This is a genomic window from Microbacterium sp. STRO-2N (genome assembly GCF_057747775.1).
This window is the reverse complement of record NZ_CM173223.1, coordinates 3,177,245-3,198,515: the sequence shown is the minus strand read 5'-3', so window position 1 is coordinate 3,198,515 and position 21,271 is coordinate 3,177,245. Positions and strand designations below refer to the sequence as shown.

The window sequence follows — 21,271 nt, the reverse complement described above, 5'->3', positions numbered from 1 at the left end:
CGGGGGTTGCGCCGCCCGCGGCGATGTGGCACTCCGTCGGACCGGGCGTCGGCCGCCGCGGCTAAGGTGCGGGCATGACTACCGATCGCCGTTTGCTCGACTGGCTGCTCGAATCCGATCCCGCACTGCGGTGGCAGGTCGAGCGCGACCTCGCGGGCGCGCCGCCTGAGACGTGGGAGGCGACCAGGGCGCGTGTCGCGACCGAGGGGTTCGGCGCCGCGCTGCTGTCGAAGCAGGATGACGACGGCCAATGGGCCGGCGGCGCGTTCTTCCCCGCCGGGTTCTTCGGCAGTCCCGAAGCCGACGCGCCGGGTCAGCCGTGGACGGCCACTACGTGGGCGCTGAAGGATCTGCGCGAGTGGGGGCTCGACGAGGCTGCCCTGGGCGACACAGCCGCGAGGCTCGCGCGCAACAGCCGCTGGGAGTACGACGACCTGCCGTACTGGGGTGGCGAGGTCGACGTCTGCATCAACTCGTACACGCTCGCCAGCGGTGCCTGGCTCGGTGCGGACGTCTCGCGGCTGGTCGAGTGGTTCCCGGCCCACCGCCTCGCCGACGGCGGCTGGAACTGCGAAGCCGAGGAGGGAGACTCGGTGCGGTCCTCGTTCCACTCGACGCTCAACGCGGTGCGCGGCATGCTCGCCTACGAGCGGATCACCGGCGACACGAGCATGCGCGAGGCCCGCCACGGCGGCGAGGAGTATCTGCTGTCGCGCCGGCTGATGTACCGCGCGGCGACCGGTGAGCTCGTGGGCGACTTCGTCACGAGGTTCGTCTACCCCAATCGGCATCGCTACAGCGCGCTCGCGGCGCTCGACCACTTCCGCGACGCCGCGCTGCTCGAGGGCACCGCACCGGATCCGCGGCTCGGCGACGCCGTCGACGCCGTCCGCGCGGCCCGACAGCCGGACGGCACATGGCTGCAGACGACGCCGCTGCCCGGCCGCACGTGGTTCGCGGTCGACGTCGGCGAGGGCGAGTCTTCGCGCTGGCTCACGCTGATCGGCGCGCGCGTCCTCGACTGGTGGGACTCCGCCCGCTGAACCACGGCGGTAGGGGGACGGATGCCGCGGGCCGAGGCATCCGTCCCCTTCTTCCGTCCCCTTCTTCCGTCCCCTTCTTCGCGCGTGCGAGAAAAGTTGCTATTCAGTGTTGCCAAGTACCGGTACCTAGTGTTACCGTTTAGTAGTACTCAGCAACACCAAGTAGTCAGGAGGGGGTGATCACGATGGCGAATCAGCTGACCGAGATGCTCAAGGGCACGCTCGAAGGCATCGTGCTCGCGACGCTCGCCGCGCGACCCGCGTACGGATACGAGATCACGGCACGACTCCGAGAGCTCGGCTTCTCGGACATCGTCGAGGGCACGGTCTACGCGCTGCTCGTGAGGATCGAGCAGAGGGGTCTGGTGGACGTGGAGAAGGTCCCGTCCGAGAAGGGCCCGCCGCGAAAGGTCTACTCGCTCAACGCGAAGGGACAGGACCAGCTCGCCGAGTTCTGGAGGACGTGGAGCTTCCTCGCAGGACGCATCGAACAGCTCCACACCGACACCGCACAAGGCACGACGCACGACACCACGCAGGACACCGAAGAAGGAGAGAACTGATGGCCGCCAAGTGGATCGAGACCCTCACCGGGTCGCTCGAGCAGAAGAAGCAGTACAAGCAGGCCATGGCCCGCATCGAGGGCCTCCCCGACCCGTACCGCACCGCGGCGAAGGCCATCCACCGGTACTTCATGTACTACGGCAGCGTCACGGACGGCGACACGATGGTCACCATGCTCGTCGACCTCGCCGACCTGTGGGAGCGCGCGGCCGCCGACGGCACCCCCGTCCGCGAGATCGTCGGCGACGACCCGGTCGAGTTCGCCGAGACGTTCGCCCAGTCGTACACCGGGCGCCAGTGGATCGACAAGGAGCGCGAGCGCCTCATCAAGGCGATCGACGCCGCAGAGCGTGAGGAGAAGAAGTGAGCACCGCAACAGCACCGGCCATCCAGGTGAAGGGCCTGGAGAAGTCCTACAAGGACCTGCACGTTCTTCGGGGCGTGGACTTCGATGTCGCACGGGGCAGCATCTTCGCCCTGCTCGGCTCGAACGGCGCAGGCAAGACCACCGCGGTCCGCATCCTGTCCACTCTGCTGAAGGCCGACGCCGGCACCGCCCAGATCAACGGGTTCGACGTCGCGGCGCAGCCGCAGCAGGTACGCGAGGCGATCAGCCTGACGGGGCAGTTCGCCGCCGTCGACGAGATGCTCAGCGGCCGCGAGAACCTGGTTCTCGTCGCGCAACTGCGGCACCTGAAGAACCCCGGCAAGATCGCGGACGACCTGCTCGCCCGGTTCTCGCTGACGGACGCGGGCGGCCGCAAGGCGTCGACGTACTCCGGTGGCATGCGCCGCCGGCTCGACATCGCGATGAGCCTCATCGGCAACCCGCCGGTGATCTTCCTCGACGAGCCGACCACGGGCCTGGACCCGCAGGCGCGGATCGAGGTGTGGCAGACAGTCAAGGAGCTCGCCCGCAACGGCACCACCGTGCTGCTGACGACGCAGTACCTGGACGAGGCCGAGCAGCTCGCCGACCGGATCGCGATCCTGCACCAGGGCCGCATCATCGTCAACGGCACGCTGGCCGAGCTGAAGCGGCTGCTGCCGGCCGCGAAGGTCGAGTACGTCGAGAAGCAGCCCACCCTCGAGGAGGTCTTCCTCGCCATCACCGGCACGACCGGCACCGACAACACCGCGGCCGTGCCCGCGCAGACAACGAAGGAGCGATGATGTCCACCACGCATTTCTTCGGCGACACCGCCATCCTCACCGGCCGGTCGCTGCGTCACATCCTGCGCAGCCCCGACACCATCATCACCACCGCCGTGACCCCGGTCGCCCTGATGCTGCTGTTCACCTACGTGTTCGGCGGCGCCATCGACCTCGGCTCGAAGACGTCGTACATCGACTACATGCTTCCCGGCATCCTGCTGATCACGATCGCATCGGGCATCGCGTACACCGCGTACCGGCTGTTCCTCGATCTGCAGGGCGGGATCTTCGAGCGGTTCCAGTCCATGCCGATCGCGCGTTCGAGCGCGCTGTGGGCGCACGTCCTCACGTCGCTCGTCGCGAACCTCGTCTCGCTCGCCATCGTGGTCGGCGTGGCGCTGCTCATGGGATTCCGGACCGGCGCGAGCGTGCTGGACTGGCTCGCCGTCATCGGCATCCTGGCCCTGTTCACCCTCGCCCTGACGTGGGTCGCGGTGATCGCGGGACTCGCCGCCAAGACGGTGGACGGAGCGAGCGCGTTCTCATACCCGCTCATCTTCCTCCCGTTCATCAGCTCGGCGTTCGTGCCGACCGACACGATGCCGGCGCCGGTGGCCTGGTTCGCCGAGAACCAGCCGGTCACCTCGATCGTCAACTCGCTGCGCGACATCTTCACCGGTCAGCCGATCGGCGCCGAACTGTGGGTCGCTCTGGCCTGGTGTGTCGGCATCCTGGTCGTCGCGTACTTCATCGCGATGTCGATCTACCGGAAGAAGATCAGCTGACGTGACGCTCCGCGACACGGTCGAAAGCCCCGCGTTCCCTGGCCTGCCAGGGACCGCGGGGCTTCCGTGCGTGCCGACGGATGCCTACTCCTCAGTCGCAGGCCGGCTCGGCCGCGTCGGCGGGTCGGGGTAGGTGAGCGCGGGCGTCGGAGATCCCGGCCAGACCGCGCCGGCCGGCCGCGCGGGAGCGACGCGTGGTTCGTCCGCCTCCAGTGCCTCGTCCTCGGGCGAGGGTGCGTCGGCGTGCGATGTGTTCACGGGACCTCCGGGTCGTGCCTGCGGTTCGAAGTCCCACCCCAGCCGACGTGCGCCCATTCTGTGAGGGGCTTGCCAAGCGAGCCGCCGCCGCGTATCGGAGTGGCGCAACCCGCCGGGTGGGGTCATCAGAGGTGCTGCTGGGCGTTCGGGTGGCGCAACACGCGGGATGGGTCCGGCGATCCCGCGTGTCTCGACACCCGAAGCAGGAGGCGTCGACGGTGCCGCGTCGAGGTAGCGCAACACGCGAGGTCCGAGGCGTCAGGGACGCCGCGCCTTCGGGTGGCGCAACACGCGGGATGGGTGCGGCGATCCCGCGTGTCTTGACACCCGAAGCGAAGGCGTCAACGGGTGCCACCCGCCGGGGTGGCGCAACACGCTGGGTCGGGGCGTCGAGGGCGCCGCGCATTCGGGTGGCGCAACACGCGGGATGACTCCGGCGATCCTGCGTGTTTCGACACCCGAAGCGGGGGCCGTCACGGGTGCTGCCGCGCCTTCGGGTGGCGCAACACGCGGGGTGGGTGCGGCGATCCCGCGTGTCTCGACACCCGAAGTGGGGCCCGTCACGGGTGCTGCCGCGCCTTCGGGTGGCGCAACACGCGAGATGGGTCCGGCGATCCCGCGTGTCTTGACACCCGAAGCGGGGGTGTCAACGGTGCCACCCGTTGGGGTGGCGCAACACGAGGGTCGGAGGCGTCGACGGTGCCGCGCATTCGGGTGGCGCAACACGCGGGATGGGTCCGGCGATCCCGCGTGTCTTGACACCCGAAGCGGGGGCCGTCAGGGATGCCGCGCATTGGGCGCCTTCGGGTGGCGCAACACGCGGGGTGGGCGATGTGATGCCGCGTGTTGTGACACCCGAGAGGTCGCTTAGCGGCCGTGCACCGTGATGCGGCGCAGGAGTGCCGCCGAGGAGCGGACGGCGTCGTGCATCGAGCCGCGAGGCGTCATCGTGCCGGGATGCCACAGTTCGAGCGTGAGCCATCCGTCGTAGTCGCCGAGTGCGCCCACGAAGGCGGCGACGTCGAGGTCGCCCTCTCCGAGCGCCTCGGTGACCGCGCCGTCCCGCGCGTCGCGCAGGTGCACGGCGAGCACACGCGGGCCGAGCTCCCGCGCCCAGGCGACCGGATCGTGGCCGGCCGCGAGCGCCCACCCGGTGTCGATGCAGACCCCGACTGAGTCGTCGGCGTGGTCGACCACCGATGCCAGGTCCGCGGCGGCGGCGTCGTACTCGTCGGCGTGGTTGTGCAAGGCGACCCGGAGCCCGAGCGGGGCGACGAGGTCGGCGATGCGGCTGAGGTTCGCGCCCTGCCGCGCCACGTCGGCCCCCGTCTTCGCCGCCGAACCGGTGGCGCCCGGGCCGTCGGAATTGAGCACCAGCACGCGCCCGCCCGCCGCTGCCAGCCGGCGCGCGACGGGGAGCACGCGCTCGTCGACGTCGAGCTCGGCGAACCGCGGGGTCAGAGGCATCCCGACGTACGACGCCGACACGCGCAGGCCGAGCCGGTCGAGGATCGCCCGCTTCGGCGGGGTGGGGTCCGTCTCGACGGCGTCGACACCGGATGCCGCACACGCGGCGTACAGCGACTCCCAGTCCCATTCGACGGCGTCCCGCGCGAAGCGCTCCATCCAGCCATAGAGCGCGGTCGCCACCCCCGCGGTCGTCATGCGCCGACCTCGACGACCTGCGGCGCGCCGGAACGCGCGGCGGCGTAGATCGCCTGCAGCACGAGGAACTCGGCGACGGCTCGCCGGCCGATGGTCGCGAGCGAGGGACGGCCCCGCACGGCGTCGATGAAGGCGAGAAGCGGGCGCTCGAGGATCGTGATGTCGGGGCGGGGCGGCGGCTCGACCTCCCGCTCGGCGATCGCGCCCTCGGCGTCGGTGCGCACGCGGACCGGCCTGCTCGAGTCGAACGGCGTCCAGTGCACCGCTCCGCGCGTTCCCGAGATCTCGGCGTGGCCGACCTCGGTGGCGTGCGTGCCCGATGCGCGCGAGAACGCGACCGGGAGCACGGTGCCGTCCCGTCGCGTCACCCGCAGGGCGGCACCGGCATCCGTCTCGACGTCGAAGGTCACGTCGGAGGGATCCGCGCCGGTGACGGGGCGAGCGACCCACGCGTCGCGCACCTCGACGCGCACGGGGTCGAGCAGATCGAACAGCGTCGACATGTCGTACGGGCCCCAGTCCATCACCACGCCCCCGCCGGACTTCGACGCGTCGAGGAACCAGCGGCTCGCGGGCTGGTACTCGATGCCGGCGCGGCTGCGCGCCCACCGGGTCGCGAACGCCATGGCATAGGGCTCGCCCAGTTCGCCCGACGCCAGCACCGCCTTGACGGCCTCGGTGTGCGGCAGTCCCCGGAAGCGCGTGCTGCAGACGCCGAGCAGTCGCTCGGCCGACTCGCTCGCCCGGAGGAGCTCCTCGGCCTCGCCGGCGTTCATCGCGAGCGGCTTCTCGCACAGCACGTGGCGCCCGGTGCGCAGCGCCGCCAGCGCGGGGCCGAGGTGGGCCGAGGGAGGTGTCGCGATCACGACGACGTCGTCCTCGCGTGCCTGTGTCGCCCCGAGCATGTCGTCGGCAGAAGCGAATCCGGCGGCCGGCGGATGCTCCCGCGCGAAGGCGTCGAGCACCGCCGCCGAGGGGTCGGCGACGTGGATCTCGACGTCCTCGTCGAGCTTCGCCGCCGCGGCGGCATGCGTGCGTGCGATCACTCCGGCACCGACGAGGTACAGGCGCATCGATCCTCCGATCAGCGGCGATGGGATGCCGCGAGCCTATCTGGTAACGTTGCCACACGTCGACGGATCCGACGCCACACAGAGGAGTGCACAGCGTGACCAACGACGTCATCGGGGTGGGGATCGCAGGTTTCTGGCACGTGCACGCGGGGGACTACGCCCGCGATGCGACCGAACATCCCGGCGCCCGCGTCGTCGCGGGGTGGGACGCCGATTCCGCACTCGCGGCGGAAGGCACGGAGCGCCTCGGCGTCGAGCGCGCGGAGTCCCTGGATGCGCTGCTCGCGCGTCCTGACGTCGACGCCATCACCGTGACGACCGCGACGGCCGATCACACCGAGGTCATCTCGCGCGCGATCCGCGCAGGCAAGCACGTCTTCACCGAGAAGCTGCTCGCGCCGACCGTCGCCGAGTCCGAAGCGCTCGCGGCCCAGGCGCGCGAGGCCGGCGTCGCGCTCGTGGTGTCGCTGCCCCGGCTGTCGCAGCGCGAGATCGTCGCGGCATCCGCCCTCGTCGAATCCGGCGCCCTCGGAACGATCACGTACGCGCGCGTGCGGATGGCGCACGACGGATGGCTCGGCGGCTGGCTGCCGGAGCGATTCGCCGATCCCGTGGCCGCAATCGGTGGCGCGTTCGCCGACCTCGGCTGCCACCCCGCGTACCTCGTGCAGCGCTTCCTCGGTGCGCACCCGTCGCGCATCACGGCCGGGTACGGCCGCGTCACCGGCCATGCCGTCGAAGACAACGCCGTCGTGGTCGCGCAGTACGACGACGGCGCGCTCGGCGTCGCCGAGGCGAGCTTCGTCACGACGCCCGGTGCCTTCGCGTTCGAGGTGCGCGGCACCACGGGGTCGCTGCTCTTCGGCTTCGGGCGCGAGGAGCTCATCGGCAAAGGCGGTGAGCTCGGCGAGGACTGGGCTCCCGTCGCGCTCGGCGAACCCGCAGCGGCGCCGTTCGACCTGTGGGTCGAGGCCATCCGGGGCGATGCCGACCCCACGGACAACGTGCGCGCGGCGATCGAGCTCACCCGCTTCGTCGTCGCCGCCAACACCGCCGCCGCGACCGGCGCAGCGGTCGAACTCGAACGGGAAGGACGCTCATGACCGCCACGGATGCTCGCAAGGTGCGGATCGGACTCATCGGTGCGGGAGGCATCGCGGGCGCGCACGTGGCCGGGTACCTGCGCAACCCCGAGACGGTCGAGTTCGCCGCGATCGCCGACCCGGTGCGCGAGAGCGCCGAGAAGCGGCGCGGTGACGACGAGAACGTGCGCATCTTCGACGACTACCGCGAGATGATCGCCGCGGGCGGCCTCGACGCGGTCGACATCTGCCTGCCGCACCACCTGCACTCCGACGCCGTGATCGCGGCGGCGGATGCCGGGCTCCACGTGCTGTGCGAGAAGCCGCTGTGCCTGACCATCGAGGAGGCCGATGCGATCGCAGCGGCCGCCGAGCGCAACGGCGTGACGATCATGTGCGCGCACAACCAGCTGTTCCAGCCGGCCGTCACCGCCGCGAAGGAGCTCGTCTCAAGCGGCGCTCTGGGGCGCGTGTTCGAGGTGCGCACGACCGACAGCTTCTACAACGACTTCACGCTCGAGAGCATGGGCTGGCGCGCTCGCGCCGCCACCTCGGGCGGCGGCGAGCTCATCGACACCGGCTACCACCCGCTGTACCTGCTGCAGCACTTCGCCGGCGGGACCCCGGTGCAGGTGGCCGCGATGCTGTCGCGCCACCGCCTGGAGTTCATGGAGGGCGAGGACTCGGCCCAGGTGCTGGTGCGCTACGACAACGGCGTGGTCGGCCACGTCACCACGAGCTGGGCGTACGAGCCCGCGGTCGGCACCGAGAAGTTCTCGCTCGTCGGAGAGAAGGGCTCGCTCAGCTCTGACGGCACCACGCTCGTCTCGCGCGTGCGCGGGGAGGAGCCGGTCACCGTCTCGTTCGAGCCGGTGCACGAGTTCGCCGCCGAGGTGGCGCATTTCGCCGAGTGCATCCTCGAGGGTCGTCGCCCGATCCAGACGCACGTCGAGGGCATCGACGTGCTCGGGGTGATCCTCGCGGCATACGAGTCCGCGACGACCGGCTCGATCGTTCCGGTGCAGCACTCGGCCGCCGTGGCTGCCGCGCACGCCTAGTCCCGGCCTCGAGCGCCGCGGGGGCCCGCGCGGGCGGTCAGCTGCCGGGGATCGCGGGGGCGGGCTGCGCACCCGGGCCGACGGCATCCGTCACGGGAATCGCCTCGAGGATGATGCGCGTCACCTCGTCCGGGCGCTCGATCTGCGGCCATCGACCCGCCGGCAGGTCGACGAGCGTGACGTCGCGCAGCAGCGCGAGCTCTCGTGCCGGATCGATGTTGGCCGCGGCCCAGCGGCGCACGTCGTCGGTCGTGTACTCGGTGGCCACCACCGTGACGGGCACCGCGAGCCGGCGCTCGTCGCCGAGCTTCTGCACCTGATCGAGCACGTGCGCGGAGTTCTCGCGCACCCGGTCGTGCCACTCGGCGAGGCTCGCGTCGACGGCGCGGTAGCCGGCGGTGTGGGTCGTGGTGCCGCGTGCGTCGAGGGTGAAGCCGCTCAGCACGTGCGCGCCGTCGGCCGTCGGGAGTCCGCCGATGTAGACGGCCGCGGCGACGCGGTCCACGCGCCGGTTGAGCGCCGCGTGCACGAGGCCGCACGCCTCGGCATGTCCGACGAGCACCACCTTGCCGGCGCAGCGGTCGATCGCCGCCACGATCTCGGCCACGTGGTCGGCGAGCATGGTGCCGCTGCGGTCGGCCGTGCGCGAGTCGAGGCCCCGCAGCGTGAGGGGGTGAGGGGCGTGTCCGGCGTCCGTCAGCGATCTCGCCACGTCGTGCCACGCCGACGCGCCCATCCACAGTCCGGGAACCAGAATGACGTCCACTCGCACCTCCAGCGCAGGTCAGGAAGTCATGCTGACCTGCCGAGCCGATCGGGACGGAGGGGCTTGCGTCTCCGATCGCACTGTGCAAGCGCCGGCCACGGCAGTCGCCCGTTGTCGAGGCGACGGATGCCGAGGCTCAGGCCGCGTCGGCGGCCAGGGCATCCTCGCAGCCGAGCAGGAGCACGCCGGCACTCCACGCGTGCGACAGGGTCAGCAGCATGCCCTTCGGCTGGAAGCACTCGGTCTGGTAGTAACGCTCGGTGACCATGCCGCGGTAGGCGTTGAAGTCGCCGTCGAACCGGGCGACGAACTGCCGGAAGCAGGCCAGGGTCTCGAGCGCGCGCTCGCGGTAGTGGTCGTCGCCGGTCGCGTCGGCGAGCTCGAGCAGCTCGCGCGTGCACACCAGCCCGTAGGCGTGCAGATGCTGGTTCGACGCCGAGGCCTGGTCGGCGCCGCGCGTGCCGAAGTCGTACATCCCGAGCATCGTCGTCGGCGCGAATTCGACGTCGTAGGTGTAGCGGAAGGTCAGCGCGAAATCGGCGGCGCGGCGCGCGAGCTCGAGCCACTCCGGGTCTCCGGTGGCGCCATGCAGCGCCATGTACGCCATGACCGCGACGTAGCCGTCCTCGCTCGTGACGGCGAGGTCGACGTCTTCGGGGGCGCCGTGCAGGTGCTCGTCATGCACGAAGCGCGCGTAGTAACGCCCCGCGCGTTCGGCGGACGGGAGATAGCGCTCGTCCCAGTCCGCCGCCTCGACGAGGGCCCCGACCCATGCGAGACCGGCGGTGCCGTCCCACGACAGCACCTCGCCGGTCTCGGCGTGGTGGATGCTGCCGAGGTTCCCGTCGTCGCGCTGCCGCGCGACCACGACGTCCAGGCTGGAGCGCACGGCTCGGCGCCACTGCTCGCGCTCCTCGAGCGCGAGCGCCCGCACCAGGAACTGCGTCGCCTCGCCGAGGGTGCGGCCGTGGAGGCCGCGCTTGCGTGTCGTCCAGCTCTGGGTCCAGCCGCTGTCGCGGTACCACACGCCCCACAGCGTGCCGCTGGGCGCCAGGTCGGCCGTGCAGAAGTCGATCACCGACAGCGCGGCGTCGCGGAGGGCCGCGGCATCCGTTCTCTGCGCGTGGCGCAGCATCGCGTACGCCCAGGGGACTCCAGAGACCCACCCCACGTGCATCGCCTGCCGGTCGACGGACTTCCCGTCGCGGCCCGACACCTCCCGGTCGAAGCCGACCGTCTCGAGCAGGACGCCGGGGTCGGGGTCGTAGTGCCAGCGCAGCAGGCCCTCCGCGCTCAGGGCGGCGGCGGTCGGCACATCGATCCACGGACGCAGCGGGGAGGCGGCGGCGGATGCCTCGTGCAGGCCGCGCAGCACGCGCGCGTAATCGTGCCGGTCCGCGGCGAGGGCATGAACGCGCACCGGGAGCTCGACCGTCTCGCCGGGCTCGAACCGATGCCGGTGGACGTCGGCGGGGCGCGGCGTGCCGTCGCCGTAGTACGTCACGGGGAACTCGCGCGCCGGGAAGGTCGCGCTGAGCTCGGCGACGCCGTCGTGCAGCGCGAAGCCGATGCCGGTGAGCCCGAGCGACGTCACGGGGTCCGCCGACAGGGCGACGCCTGGGGCATCCGGGGCGGGCCAGGCGAAGACGACGGGTGTCGCGGCGCGGTCGGAGCGGAAGTGCCATTCGTCGCTGACGAAGGCGTGGTGCTGCTGCGCGCTCCGCGCGCCCGCCTCGAACCGCGGGTACAGCCGGTCGTTGGCAGCCGGACGGTTCTCGCCGTAGAAGAGGCCGGGGATGAGCCACCAGGGATCCCGGGCGCCTTCGAGGGCGACCGTCACGCGCACGGCGGCCTCGACCGGCCGCGCGCCGGTGAATCGCACGGCCACCACGTGCCGTTCGCCGTCGTGGCGGACGTCGACCGCGAAGTCGTCCGGATCGGCGTCGAGGATCGCCGCCACGGGCGACGTGCCGAACGGCGCGCTCACGTCGGCTGCTCGTCCAGCGGCCACTCCAGCAGGTCGACCTCGACGATGTCGGCGCCGCCGTCGGGGTCGCTGCCGAGCGGCACGCGGAACGTGCGCACCTGGTGCGGCCGGAACCGGCCCTCGATCGTGCGGCCCACCATCGGCAGCGCGATGCGTGCGGTCGCCGCCTCGCCGCGCGTCTCGACCGCGCGCACGATGAGATCGGCGGGCGCAGAAGCCGGGACGTCCTCGCTGCCCTTGACCGCCGTCACCATGACGGCGTCGGCGCCGTCGTCGGCGAAGCTGTCGCGCGGCGGCAGGTCTCCCGCGTGGAACGACTCGAGCTGCGCGCGCACGGGGGAACCGAGCACGGCGGCGCGGCGGGTCGGCTGGGCCGCGCGCCAGTCGCCGCCGTGCGGGATCAGCTCGAGGCTGAAGCGCTGGATGCCCTGGTCCTGGAACGAGTAGACGCCCTCGGGGTCGAGCAGGCGCGGGTCGTGCCACGAGTACACGGGGCTGCGCACGGCCGTGATGCCGATGCTCGCGGTCTCGAGTCCTGCGGAGCCCGCGGGCGAGACATCCCACCCGTGCTTCGTGGTCGCGACCACGGTGAGGCCCGCGGCCACGCCGCCGACGGTGCCGGTGAGGTCGACCCACGACTGCGCCGGCTCCTCGGCGCCGTCGACCGGTCGCTCGATCGTGCCGTAGGGGATCTCGTACGTCGCCGCGGGGTCGTCGAGGCCGACGGGGAAGCGGAGCTTCAGCAGGTGCGCCTTCTCGCGCCAGTCGATCGTCACGTCGACGCGCACCGCGGGCGCGTCGTAGGAGAGCAGGTACTCCTCGACGAGCGTCGACGCGCCCCACGACTTCTCGACGCGCACGCGCGAGCGCAGCGGCCCGGTCTCGCGCACGACGATGCGGTCGAGCGTCATGGCCGAGCCCGGCCACGCGTACGAGATCACGCGGTGCCCCCACGTGTCGGTCGGGTCGTCGCACACCGCCGTGCGCGGCTGTCCGCGCGTGCCGGCGAGCGGATCCACGCCGCTCGCCTTGTCGAGCAGCGACACCACGTCGCCGGTCGCCGGATCGAGCTCCAGGCGCACGTGCGCGTTCTCGATGACGGTGCCGTCCTCCGAGACGCCGAGCCCGGTGTCGGCGGGCAGCGCCGGGCCCGGCAGCATGCGGTAGAGCGCATACCCGAGCGCCGGCACGTCGGCCCGGAACGTCACGGCGCCGCGGCTCATGTCGCCGGTCGTCGCGGTGGACTGGGTCGCCTGCGACACGACGGGCGCGCCGTCGTGGTCGACGATGCGCACGCCGCGCGGCTGGGCGCCGTACTGCATGTCGACGTCCACCGACACCGGCCACGGGTGCGGATTGAAGACGACGACGGGCTGGGTCGAGGCATCCATCGGGATGTCGATCCGGCGCGCGATGCGGTTGTGGGCGCGCGTGATGATGCGCTTTGAGATCGCGATCGCCTCGCCGAGCTGGTCGCGCGCGTCGTCGTAGGACGGCTCGATCGCCGACCCCGGCAGGATGTCGTGGAACTGGTTGAACAGGATCTGCTTCCACGCGCGCTCGAGATCCTCGCGCGGGTACTCCGATCCGGTCAGCACGGTGTCGATGGCCGCCCAGCGCTCGGCCGACAGGACGGTCCACTGGGCCTTGCGCTGCCATGCCTTGATGCCCGAGTGCGACGAGTAGCAGCCGGGCGCGTGGTGCTGCAGATCGTCGCGTCGCACCGTGAGGCCGTCGAGGAACCCCTCGCCACGGGCGAGCATCTCGTCGAAGTACGCGCGCGGTGACGACATCGTCATCCTCCCGAAGCTGCCCATGCGGTCGTAGCGGTGGATCGACTCGATGTTGGCCTTGGTCGGGCCGCCGCCGTGGTTGCCGACGCCGTAGAACACCATCATCTCGCCGAGCGAGCGGTCCAGCTGCCCGAGTGACTTCTCGGTCTGACCCGACACGTCGCCCGGCGGGCTGCAGTACTCGAACGGGATGCGGTAGGCGAGCACCCGCGAGCCGTCGGCCGACTCCCAGTGGAAGAGCGTCTCGTCGAGGTCGCCCTCGTGCGGCCCCGGGCGCAGGAAGCAGTACGAGTCCATGCGGTGCCCGCGCAGCACCTGGGGGAGGGCGGCGCTGTGGCCGAACGGGTCGACGTTCATGCCGACGGTCGAGATCCGCCCGAAGCGCGACTGCAGGTAGCGCTGACCGTAGAGGCCCTGCCGAGCGAACGACTCGCCCATCGGCGTGTTGCAGTCGGGCTCCACCCACCAGCCGCCGACGTTGACCCAGCGGCCCTCGGCGACGCGCTCCTGGATGCGCGCGAACATCTCCGGATCCTGCTCCTCGACCCACGACAGCAGCACGATCTGGTCGCACGTGAAGACGAAGTCCGGGTACTCGTCCATGCGGTCGAGGGCGCTCGCGAACGTGGCGCGCGCCTCCTGGTACCCCTCCTGCCACGGCCACAGCCACACCGGGTCGAGGTGGGCGTTGCCGATCATGTGCAGCGTCCGGTCGGGCGTCGCCGCCGGGCGCGACGCGGGCGCCATCCTGCGCGGCTGCGCGCCCGACGGAGCATTGGCGATGGGAGCCTCGGCGTCATGTGCGCTCACGCCGCCGGCTCCTCTCCCGCTGCCCATGCGTCCAGGATCTCGGACAGCGCATGCAGGAGGAAGGTGTGCAGCTCCTGGATGCGCGGTGTCTCGCGCGAGGGTGCGAGGAACGCCTGGTCGGCGAGCGCCAGTGACGGACCGCCGTCACCGCCGGCGAAGAGCAGCGTCGTGGCGCCGTTCGCGCGGGCCGCCGCGAGTCCGTTCACGACGTTCGCGGAGCGCCCGCTGGTCGTGAAGGCGACGACCACGTCGCCGGGCTTCGCGAGGGCCTCGACCTGGCGTGAGAAGACGTCCTCGAACGCGTAGTCGTTGGCGATGCACGTCGACACCGTCGCGTCGGTGGTGAGCGTGACCGCGGGAAGCGGACGCCGGTCGCGCTTGTAGTGACCGATCAGCTCGCCGGTGAAGTGCTGGGCGTCGGCGGCGCTGCCCCCGTTGCCGAACGTGTAGAGCGTGCCGCCCCGTTCGAACGCACCCGTGAGCATCGCGCCCACCGTGCGCACCTGATCGAGCAGCGGCGCGGCGTCGCGGGCGGTTCGGATGTGGGCGTCGAGCTGTTCGTCGAGCCAGTCAGACACGGGCGGTCCCCTTGAGGTCGAGTGCGAGGGCGAGGTCGAGGGCGAGCGCTCCGGCGCCGACGACGCACACCTCGTCGCCGAGGCCGGCGAGGGTGATGACGGCGCGCTCGGCCGCCGGGCGCATCGCGGTGGTGCGGACGGTCTCGCGCACCGGGTCGAGCAGCAGCGCTCCCGAGCGTGTGACGCCGCCGCCGAGCACCACGACGTTGGGCTCGAAGACGTTGACGAGGTCGGTGACGGCCTGGCCGAGGAGGGCCGTGGTCTCGTCCCACACCTCGCGGGCGAGGTCGTCGCCGGACGCGGCGGCCGCCGAGACGTGCTCCGCGCGCACCAGGGCCTCGGCGCGCAGCACCGAGTCGCGCTCGCTCGCGGCCAGCAGCTCGTTCGCGCGCACCGCGATGTTCGTTCCGGAGGCGTAGGCCTCGAGGCATCCGTTGCGGCCGCACTCGCAGCGCCGCCCGCCGGGCCGCACCATCACGTGCCCGAACTCCCCGCCGTTGCCTGCCGCGCCGCGGTGGAGCCGGCCGTCGATGACCGAGCCGCCGCCGACGCCCGTCGAGAGGGTCAGGTAGAGCGCGATGTCGGCCCCCTGCGCGGCGCCGAACCGGTGCTCGCCGAGCACGGCGGCGGTCGCGTCGTTCTCGACGACGGCCGGCGCGCCGTACGCCTCGGTCGCCATCGCCACGATCGGCACGTCGATCCATCCCGGCAGATGCAGGGGACCGGTCAGGATGCCGGCTGCGGCGTCGAGCGGACCGCCGCAGCTGATCCCGACCGCGGCCGGGGCGCCGAGGCCCGCGGCGGCGATGCTGCGGTGACCCATGTCGAAGAGGTGCGCGATGACGGCGTCGGGGCCGCGGTGCTTGTCGGTCGGCTCGGTGATCGCGCCGTGCGTGCGGCCATCGGCCGTCACCACCGCCACGGCGAGCTTCGTGCCGCCGATGTCGAGCGCGAGCACGGGATGCTGCGTTGCCATTCGTTCCTCCGGCCTGCGCGACAGCCTTGATCGCGCCCGATGTGACATCGTTCCCACATAGTAGCAAAGCCTGCCCGCCGCACAATGATCCGGATCGGGATCAGACTTCGGCGAAGAGCCGGTCCAGCACGTGGCGCGCGAACTCCGCCTGCCCAGGCGGCTTGTTCGTGATCATGATGAGGCCCTTCCACAGCGCCCACCCGCGGCCGCGCGCCCACGTCGCGTCGTCGACCGCGTACTCACGTGCGTACTGCGCGCGCGCCTCGCCGTGCGGCGACGTCCAGCGGAAGACCGTGTCGCACGCCGGGTCGCCGGCCGCCGAGCAGCCGAAGTCGATGACCGCCGCGAGCTCGCCGTCCCGTACGAGCAGGTTGTTCAGCGATACGTCGCCGTGGAACCAGACCGGCGGCCCTGTGAACGGCGCGTCGAGGGCGTCGCGCCAGATCCCCGCCGCGAGGTCGCGCTCCCGCCCGTGGACGCGGTGCAGGATGACGGCCATCTCGTCGTTCCAATGGTCGAGCGGTCCGCCGCGGAACGCGCTGTGCAGGCCTGGAGCCGGGGCATCCGTCGCATCCGCCGTCCGCAGCCGCAGCAGGAAGGCGGCGAGGTCGGCGGCGAAGCGCGCCCAATCGGCGGGTGGGGCGACGGATGCCGGTTCCCCGGCCGTCCAGCGATACACCGACCACGGCGCGGGGAAGAGGGCGCTCGGCTCGCCGACGCCCTCGACGGCGGGGATGGGAAGCGGCACCTGCGGGGCGAGGCGCGGAAGCCACGCCTGCTCCTTGCGCACCTGCGGCACGTATCCGGGCGCACTGGGCAGCCTGACGCTCAGGTGGTCGCCGAGCCGGAAGATGCGGTGGTCGTTCCCGCCGAGCGCGACCGGGCGCACCGGCAGGTCGCGCCACCGCGGGAACTGCGCCGCGAGCAGCTCGCGCACCAGGGTCTCGTCGATGCGCTCCGGCGAGATCCGCTCGACGTCGAGGCGGGGATCGCTCATGCCGCCGGCCTCACCGGGGAGGTGGCGCGATCGATCCGCGATCGACGAACTCGGTGGGCATCACGATGGTGCGCACCGGGGCGTCCGGGGTCTCGATACGGTCGAGGAGAGCTCGCATCGCTGTCGCACCGAGGGCCCCGGCATCCTGGAATCGCGTCGACACCCCCGGGGTGACCATGCTCATCCACGGCGCGTCGTCGAAGCCCACGATGCTCACGTCGTCGGGCACGCTCAAGCCGAGTGATGCCGCGGCACGCCACGTGCCCTCGGTGAGCACGTTGTTCGCCGCGAACACCGCGGTGGGGCGGTCGGTGCGGGACAGGATGCGCTTCGCGGCGGCCATCGCCTCCTCCGCGTCCCAGCCCGCCTGCACGACGAGCGAGTCGTCGGCGCGGATCTTCTTGGCCGCCAGTGCGTCGAGGAACCCGCGGTGGCGCTCGGCGCCCGTGGTCCACTCGGTCTCGTCGATCAGCAGCGCGATGCGCTCGTGCCCCGCCTTGATCAGGCGCGCGGTGGTGTCGCGGGCCGCGGCACGGTTGTCGACGACGACGGCGTCGGTCGCCTCGGCGTCGAAGCGGCGGTCGACCTCGATGAGCGGCACGCCGATGCGGCTGAGGAATCCGCTCAGCTCGCGCGACACCGGCGTCGCGATGACGCCCGACACGCGCGAGGCGACGAGGGCCTCGGCGGCTTCGAGCTCGTCGGCGCTGTCGCCGCGGAGATCGGTCATGACCAGGGTGCGGCCGTGGGCGCGGGCCTCCTCGCCGATGCCCGACGCGAGCTCGGCGTAGAAGACGTTGCGGAGGTCCGACACGAGCACACCGACCGAGCGGCTGGTGCGCTGCTTCAGGCTGCGCGCCGTCACGTCGACGACGTAGCCGAGCTCCTTCGCGGCGGCGCGCACCCGCTCGCGGACGTCGGGTGCGGCATACCCGTTGCCCGACAGGGCGCGGGAGGCGGTGGAGCGCGAGACGCCCGCGGCGTCGGCGACCTCGCGGATCGTCGGACGCGCGAACGCCGGGCGCTTCTCGGTCACGACACCGGCTCCGTGACGTCGAGCAGCGCTTCGGCATGCTGGCCGAGCCGGAGGTCGCCGATGACGACGTCAATCGCGATTCGCTGCCGGCGTCCGATGGACGCCGGGGTCACGGTCAGCTGCACAGAGGACTCCTCGCCGGGTCCGAGATCGACCTCGAGTTCGGACTCGGATGAGCGCCAGCCTAGCGGCAGGACCGGCCGCACTCGTGCGCGCGCGGGCTCGGGCAGCGGGTTTCGCACGCGTACGGTGTAATCCGCGGACTCTCCCGCCACGGCCCGGCGGCGATAGGGGAGGAGCCTCGCGGTCTGCCCGTCGGGACCGATCGTCAGGTCTCGGAGCGGCAGCAGCCGCTCGTGCAGGTCGTCGACCTCGCGCGCCGACTGTGCGAGGTAGTCGAGGTACTCGTCGTCGACCCATCGTGGATCCCAGTGCCCGCTCGCCATCAGCCCGGGGCCGATGCGCCGGTACAGAGCGGCGCTCTGCGCATAGTCCCCCAGCCGGAAGAGGTTCCGGTACTGGTAGTTCATGATGTCCCGCCGGCCGTCGCGGCCGCCGAGACCCTCCTGCTGGTCGCCGGTGAACACGACCTTCACGCCGTCGATCTCGAGCTCGTACGCCACCGCGTAGAGCGTGTGGCCGGGCTGCGCGTGCGGCGTGAAGGTGTACTCGTTCCACGTGAACGGCTCACCGAGGGGCAGTACGCGGTCGGCGGAGATCGGGTCGTACCACTGGCACGGGAGATCCTCGAACCACGGGTCGGCCATCGTCGGCGCGACGTTCTCAGGAATCCACAGCTCGGTGCCCTCGACCTCGCGCAGCAGCGGCATCCCGGCGATGTGGTCGTCGTGATAGTGCGTGGGAAGCGCCACCGTGATGCGGGTGACGCCGTACAGCTCGCGCAGCGCCGGGATCGAGGCGAGCCACGGCCGCCGCGACGCGCGCTCCTGGCCGAGGACGAGCCCGGTCGTCATGTCGTAGCCGTAATCGACGATCAGCGCCTCGTGCGTGTCGGACAGGACGATGTACGAGCACGACATCGCGGTGCGGTTGAGCAGCAGGTGCGGCGTCAGCGCGACGAACGGATCCTCGAGTCGCGCACGCAGATCCCACGGGTACGAGCGCCGCGAGTCGACGTACTCCTGCATGGTCTGCGCGAGCAGCTCGAGCGCGTGGTCGGGGTCGCGCATGACCTCGCCGTGGGAGGGAGCGATCTTCGAGAGCCGGTGGCGGTGCAGCAGGAGAGCGCTCAGCACCGTCATCGCAGGTCCCTCGTTCTGCGTGTACGACCACTGCGTCGCGGCGAGCGACCACACCTTTCCCGGCGCGTAGACGAGGTCGCCGGTGAACGCGATGCGCTCGCCGTCGCGGTCGAGCAGATACGTCACCGAGCCGATCGTGTGCCCGGGCGTCGGCAGCACGAGCAGGCGCACACCGGATGCCCCGGCATGACGGTACTCCGGCAAGGTGGCGTGGACGGGCACCGACTCCAGCAGCGAGAAGCGGTCCTGGCGCAGGTTGTAGTCGTTGTCGAGCTGACGGCCTTCCCACATCTCCTCGACGCGGTCGAACAGCTCGCGCTCGACCGGCGGCACGTGGATCCTCGCGCCATGCTCCACCGCGAGCGGCAGTCCCTGTCCCTGATCGCGATGGTGGTGCGTCATGAAGACGTCGGTGATGCGACGGATGCCGAGCCCGGCGAGCTCGCCGAGCGCGAGGCCCGATCCGAAATCGATCGCGATGGCGTCCCGTTCGCCCTCGGGGGCGTCGGGGTCGACCACGAGGTACACGTGGCACGTGTCGGCGATGCGCCAGACGCCGCGCGCGACCTCCGTCACCGTCATCCCAGGCCCTTCCGGTACTCGTCCCATGTGCGGCCGATCATCGTCAAGTGCTCGAGGTCGATCGGCTCATCCTGTCCCACGCGCTCGAGGTAGTACAACGCCGGCACGCCGAGTCCGGCCTGCGTGCTGGCGTAGTCGAGCCACTCCTCGCGGTTGGGCATGGGCCACTGGTCGGTGTCGACGGGATGCCCCGGCAGCACCGCCGCGACGATCTCGTGGCGCGCGCGCAGCTGCGCCGCCACCGAGACCGGGCGGCCCGCGACGTCGTGCTCGAGCACGTCGTTCGTGCGCACCATGTCGGTGACATCGCCGAACGAGGGGTGCACGGTGTGGGTGATGACGAGCGCGTCGGGCTTGATGCGTTTGGCCGCGGCGTGGATGCGTGCGACGAGCCGATGCAGCGCCGCGATTCCCCACACACCGTCGCTGTCGGGCGCCGGGCGCAGCATCGCACCGCTCGGGGCGCGCTGGGTGAAGTCGACCTTGAACCCGTCCGCGTCGAGGCCGTCGGCCGCGAGCAGCCGCTCGACGATCGCGTCCAGGCGCGCGAGGTAGGCGGGGCTTCCGGGATCCGCCGCGATCGGCCGGCCCGAGGCATCCGTCACGCATTCCGCGGCGGGCAGCCCTGCGGGATCCCACGCCTTGAACCACAGCAGCACGCGGCGCCCCTCGGCGTGGCGGTCGTCGATCCAGCCGCGCAGGTCGGGCCACGCGTCGGTGTCGGGTTCGGCCGTGCCGTACCGCGCCTGCCAGCGGTCGTCGATCACCACGGTGCCGGGGTCGAGGGACGCCGACGCCAGCGTCGCGAGGAACTCGTCGTAGGCCTCCTGACGGCAGAGGTCGGGCGCGGGCGGTCCGCCGGGCGTGACGCGGGCGACCTGTGCGCCCCAGCCGCAGAAGATCGGCTCGAGCCACCACGGGTGGATGGTGGGGCCGGCCTCGGGAGCGAGCCCGGCGAGGACCAGGTCGTCGCGGTAGTCGCGCAACGCCTCGGAAGGGGCGGCCACCGGCTGGATCACGACAGTGGGCGAGCGCCACACGCCGTCGACCGCGGTGTGCCCCTCATGCGCGAGGCGGAGCAGGCCGCCGCCGTCGACCGGGTCGAAGCGCATCGTGGTGAACCGCAGGTCTGCGACGGGAGCCCGCAGCCACATCGCCAGCCACGGGCCGGGTCCGGGCGAGAAGGCGTCGGTCGCAGGGTCGCGACCGAACGCGAGGGCGAGCGGGGGCGGTGAAAAGACACCGTTGAGGCGGCCGGGGTCGGCGTCGCCGACGACGCCGAGCGACGCGGCCGACCACACAGGACGCACGAACGCCACCGGCTCGGTCGGGCTCGGCACGTAGAGCGACTGCGCGTCGAAGCCCGAGCGGAACGTGCCGCTCGCGCCGGTGGGAAGGATGCCGTCGCCGCCGAGGATCGTGACGTCGGTGAGCTCGCCCGTGCCCCGGGCCTCGAGCGTGATCTCGACGGCCTCCGCGGTGCAGCGCAGTTCGAGCGTGCGCTCGTCCCACGCGCTGGAGCGGGTCGCGATCGTGACCACGATCGCGCCGTCCTCGGTCAGGACCTCGGGTTCGGAGAGGCTCATGCTCTCGTCGCGCGCGGTGCGCGTGTGCACGCTCGACAAAGCGCAGATCCGCATCCAGCGAGCGCCGTCGGCATCGGAGAGTTCGAGATAGGGCGACTTCACGAGTCCGGCTGGACCCGTGCGCCAGGAGAGGGAGTAGCGGGCTCCCCGGATCGTCCGTCGATCGGAGTCACTCGTCAGCGAGGGAGTGGAGCTCATGCCCGCAAGTCTATGTG

Annotated in this window: 18 protein-coding genes; 7 read left to right on the top strand and 11 right to left on the bottom strand. The window is 71.7% G+C overall.

All coding sequences use genetic code 11. The annotated features are described in order from the left end of the window. The first annotated feature begins 74 nt into the window (after positions 1-74). The 5 genes from AC3ANN_RS14785 to AC3ANN_RS14765 all read left to right on the top strand — a co-directional run bounded on the left by AC3ANN_RS14785 (position 75) and on the right by AC3ANN_RS14765 (position 3,547). On the top strand, positions 75-1,043 hold the full coding sequence (locus AC3ANN_RS14785; protein WP_488338145.1) for a squalene cyclase: 969 nt from the start codon (positions 75-77) through the stop codon (positions 1,041-1,043). A gap of 185 nt (positions 1,044-1,228) precedes the next feature. Further along, positions 1,229-1,606 (top strand): PadR family transcriptional regulator, encoded by a 378-nt coding sequence (locus AC3ANN_RS14780; protein ID WP_488340845.1) that lies wholly within the window; start codon positions 1,229-1,231, stop codon positions 1,604-1,606. After that, the gene (locus AC3ANN_RS14775; RefSeq protein WP_488338144.1) at positions 1,606-1,974 is read left to right on the top strand and encodes a DUF1048 domain-containing protein; all 369 of its coding nucleotides are present in this window, start codon (positions 1,606-1,608) and stop codon (positions 1,972-1,974) included. Before AC3ANN_RS14780 ends, AC3ANN_RS14775 begins: the two co-directional genes overlap by 1 nt. Beyond that, on the top strand, positions 1,971-2,780 hold the full coding sequence (locus tag AC3ANN_RS14770) for an ABC transporter ATP-binding protein (RefSeq protein WP_488338143.1): 810 nt from the start codon (positions 1,971-1,973) through the stop codon (positions 2,778-2,780). Before AC3ANN_RS14775 ends, AC3ANN_RS14770 begins: the two co-directional genes overlap by 4 nt. Continuing rightward, a complete protein-coding gene (locus AC3ANN_RS14765; RefSeq protein WP_488338142.1) occupies positions 2,780-3,547 on the top strand; it encodes an ABC transporter permease in 768 nt (255 codons plus the stop codon). The genes AC3ANN_RS14770 and AC3ANN_RS14765 overlap by 1 nt, the downstream gene beginning before the upstream one ends. Before the next feature lie 1,125 nt (positions 3,548-4,672). Here the strand turns inward: AC3ANN_RS14765 and AC3ANN_RS14760 are convergent. Both AC3ANN_RS14760 and AC3ANN_RS14755 read right to left on the bottom strand, forming a co-directional pair. Then, positions 4,673-5,470 (bottom strand): sugar phosphate isomerase/epimerase family protein, encoded by a 798-nt coding sequence (locus AC3ANN_RS14760; RefSeq protein WP_488338141.1) that lies wholly within the window; start codon positions 5,468-5,470, stop codon positions 4,673-4,675. Further along, entirely contained in the window at positions 5,467-6,543 is a 1,077-nt protein-coding gene (locus AC3ANN_RS14755; RefSeq protein ID WP_488338140.1) for a Gfo/Idh/MocA family protein, read from the bottom strand. The genes AC3ANN_RS14760 and AC3ANN_RS14755 overlap by 4 nt, the downstream gene beginning before the upstream one ends. A gap of 95 nt (positions 6,544-6,638) precedes the next feature. Here AC3ANN_RS14755 and AC3ANN_RS14750 point away from each other — a divergent pair, with 95 nt between their 5' ends. Both AC3ANN_RS14750 and AC3ANN_RS14745 read left to right on the top strand, forming a co-directional pair. Then, positions 6,639-7,646, top strand: coding sequence for a Gfo/Idh/MocA family protein (locus AC3ANN_RS14750; protein ID WP_488338139.1), 1,008 nt, complete (start codon positions 6,639-6,641; stop codon positions 7,644-7,646). After that, entirely contained in the window at positions 7,643-8,683 is a 1,041-nt protein-coding gene (locus AC3ANN_RS14745) for a Gfo/Idh/MocA family protein (protein ID WP_488338138.1), read from the top strand. Before AC3ANN_RS14750 ends, AC3ANN_RS14745 begins: the two co-directional genes overlap by 4 nt. A gap of 37 nt (positions 8,684-8,720) precedes the next feature. On the opposite strand, the gene AC3ANN_RS14740 is transcribed toward AC3ANN_RS14745, so the two are convergent. From AC3ANN_RS14740 to AC3ANN_RS14700, 9 genes are all read right to left on the bottom strand, one after another. Continuing rightward, a complete protein-coding gene (locus tag AC3ANN_RS14740) occupies positions 8,721-9,449 on the bottom strand; it encodes an alpha/beta fold hydrolase (protein WP_488338137.1) in 729 nt (242 codons plus the stop codon). Between the two features lie 136 nt (positions 9,450-9,585). Beyond that, entirely contained in the window at positions 9,586-11,436 is a 1,851-nt protein-coding gene (locus AC3ANN_RS14735; protein ID WP_488338136.1) for a hypothetical protein, read from the bottom strand. Further along, complete coding sequence (locus AC3ANN_RS14730) at positions 11,433-14,039, bottom strand: alpha-mannosidase (protein ID WP_488338135.1); 2,607 nt, start codon at positions 14,037-14,039, stop codon at positions 11,433-11,435. The genes AC3ANN_RS14735 and AC3ANN_RS14730 overlap by 4 nt, the downstream gene beginning before the upstream one ends. Then, entirely contained in the window at positions 14,036-14,617 is a 582-nt protein-coding gene (locus AC3ANN_RS14725) for a D-sedoheptulose-7-phosphate isomerase (RefSeq protein WP_488338134.1), read from the bottom strand. The genes AC3ANN_RS14730 and AC3ANN_RS14725 overlap by 4 nt, the downstream gene beginning before the upstream one ends. After that, entirely contained in the window at positions 14,610-15,593 is a 984-nt protein-coding gene (locus AC3ANN_RS14720; RefSeq protein WP_488338133.1) for an ROK family protein, read from the bottom strand. Before AC3ANN_RS14720 ends, AC3ANN_RS14725 begins: the two co-directional genes overlap by 8 nt. Before the next feature lie 100 nt (positions 15,594-15,693). After that, complete coding sequence (locus AC3ANN_RS14715; RefSeq protein WP_488338132.1) at positions 15,694-16,590, bottom strand: aminoglycoside phosphotransferase family protein; 897 nt, start codon at positions 16,588-16,590, stop codon at positions 15,694-15,696. A 10-nt stretch (positions 16,591-16,600) separates the two neighbouring features. Continuing rightward, complete coding sequence (locus tag AC3ANN_RS14710; protein WP_488338131.1) at positions 16,601-17,626, bottom strand: LacI family DNA-binding transcriptional regulator; 1,026 nt, start codon at positions 17,624-17,626, stop codon at positions 16,601-16,603. After that, on the bottom strand, positions 17,623-19,470 hold the full coding sequence (locus tag AC3ANN_RS14705; protein WP_488338130.1) for an MBL fold metallo-hydrolase: 1,848 nt from the start codon (positions 19,468-19,470) through the stop codon (positions 17,623-17,625). The genes AC3ANN_RS14710 and AC3ANN_RS14705 overlap by 4 nt, the downstream gene beginning before the upstream one ends. Beyond that, positions 19,467-21,254: an alpha-galactosidase gene (locus AC3ANN_RS14700; protein WP_488338129.1), complete on the bottom strand. Its 1,788-nt coding sequence runs from the start codon at positions 21,252-21,254 to the stop codon at positions 19,467-19,469. The genes AC3ANN_RS14705 and AC3ANN_RS14700 overlap by 4 nt, the downstream gene beginning before the upstream one ends. Positions 21,255-21,271 lie beyond the last annotated feature (17 nt).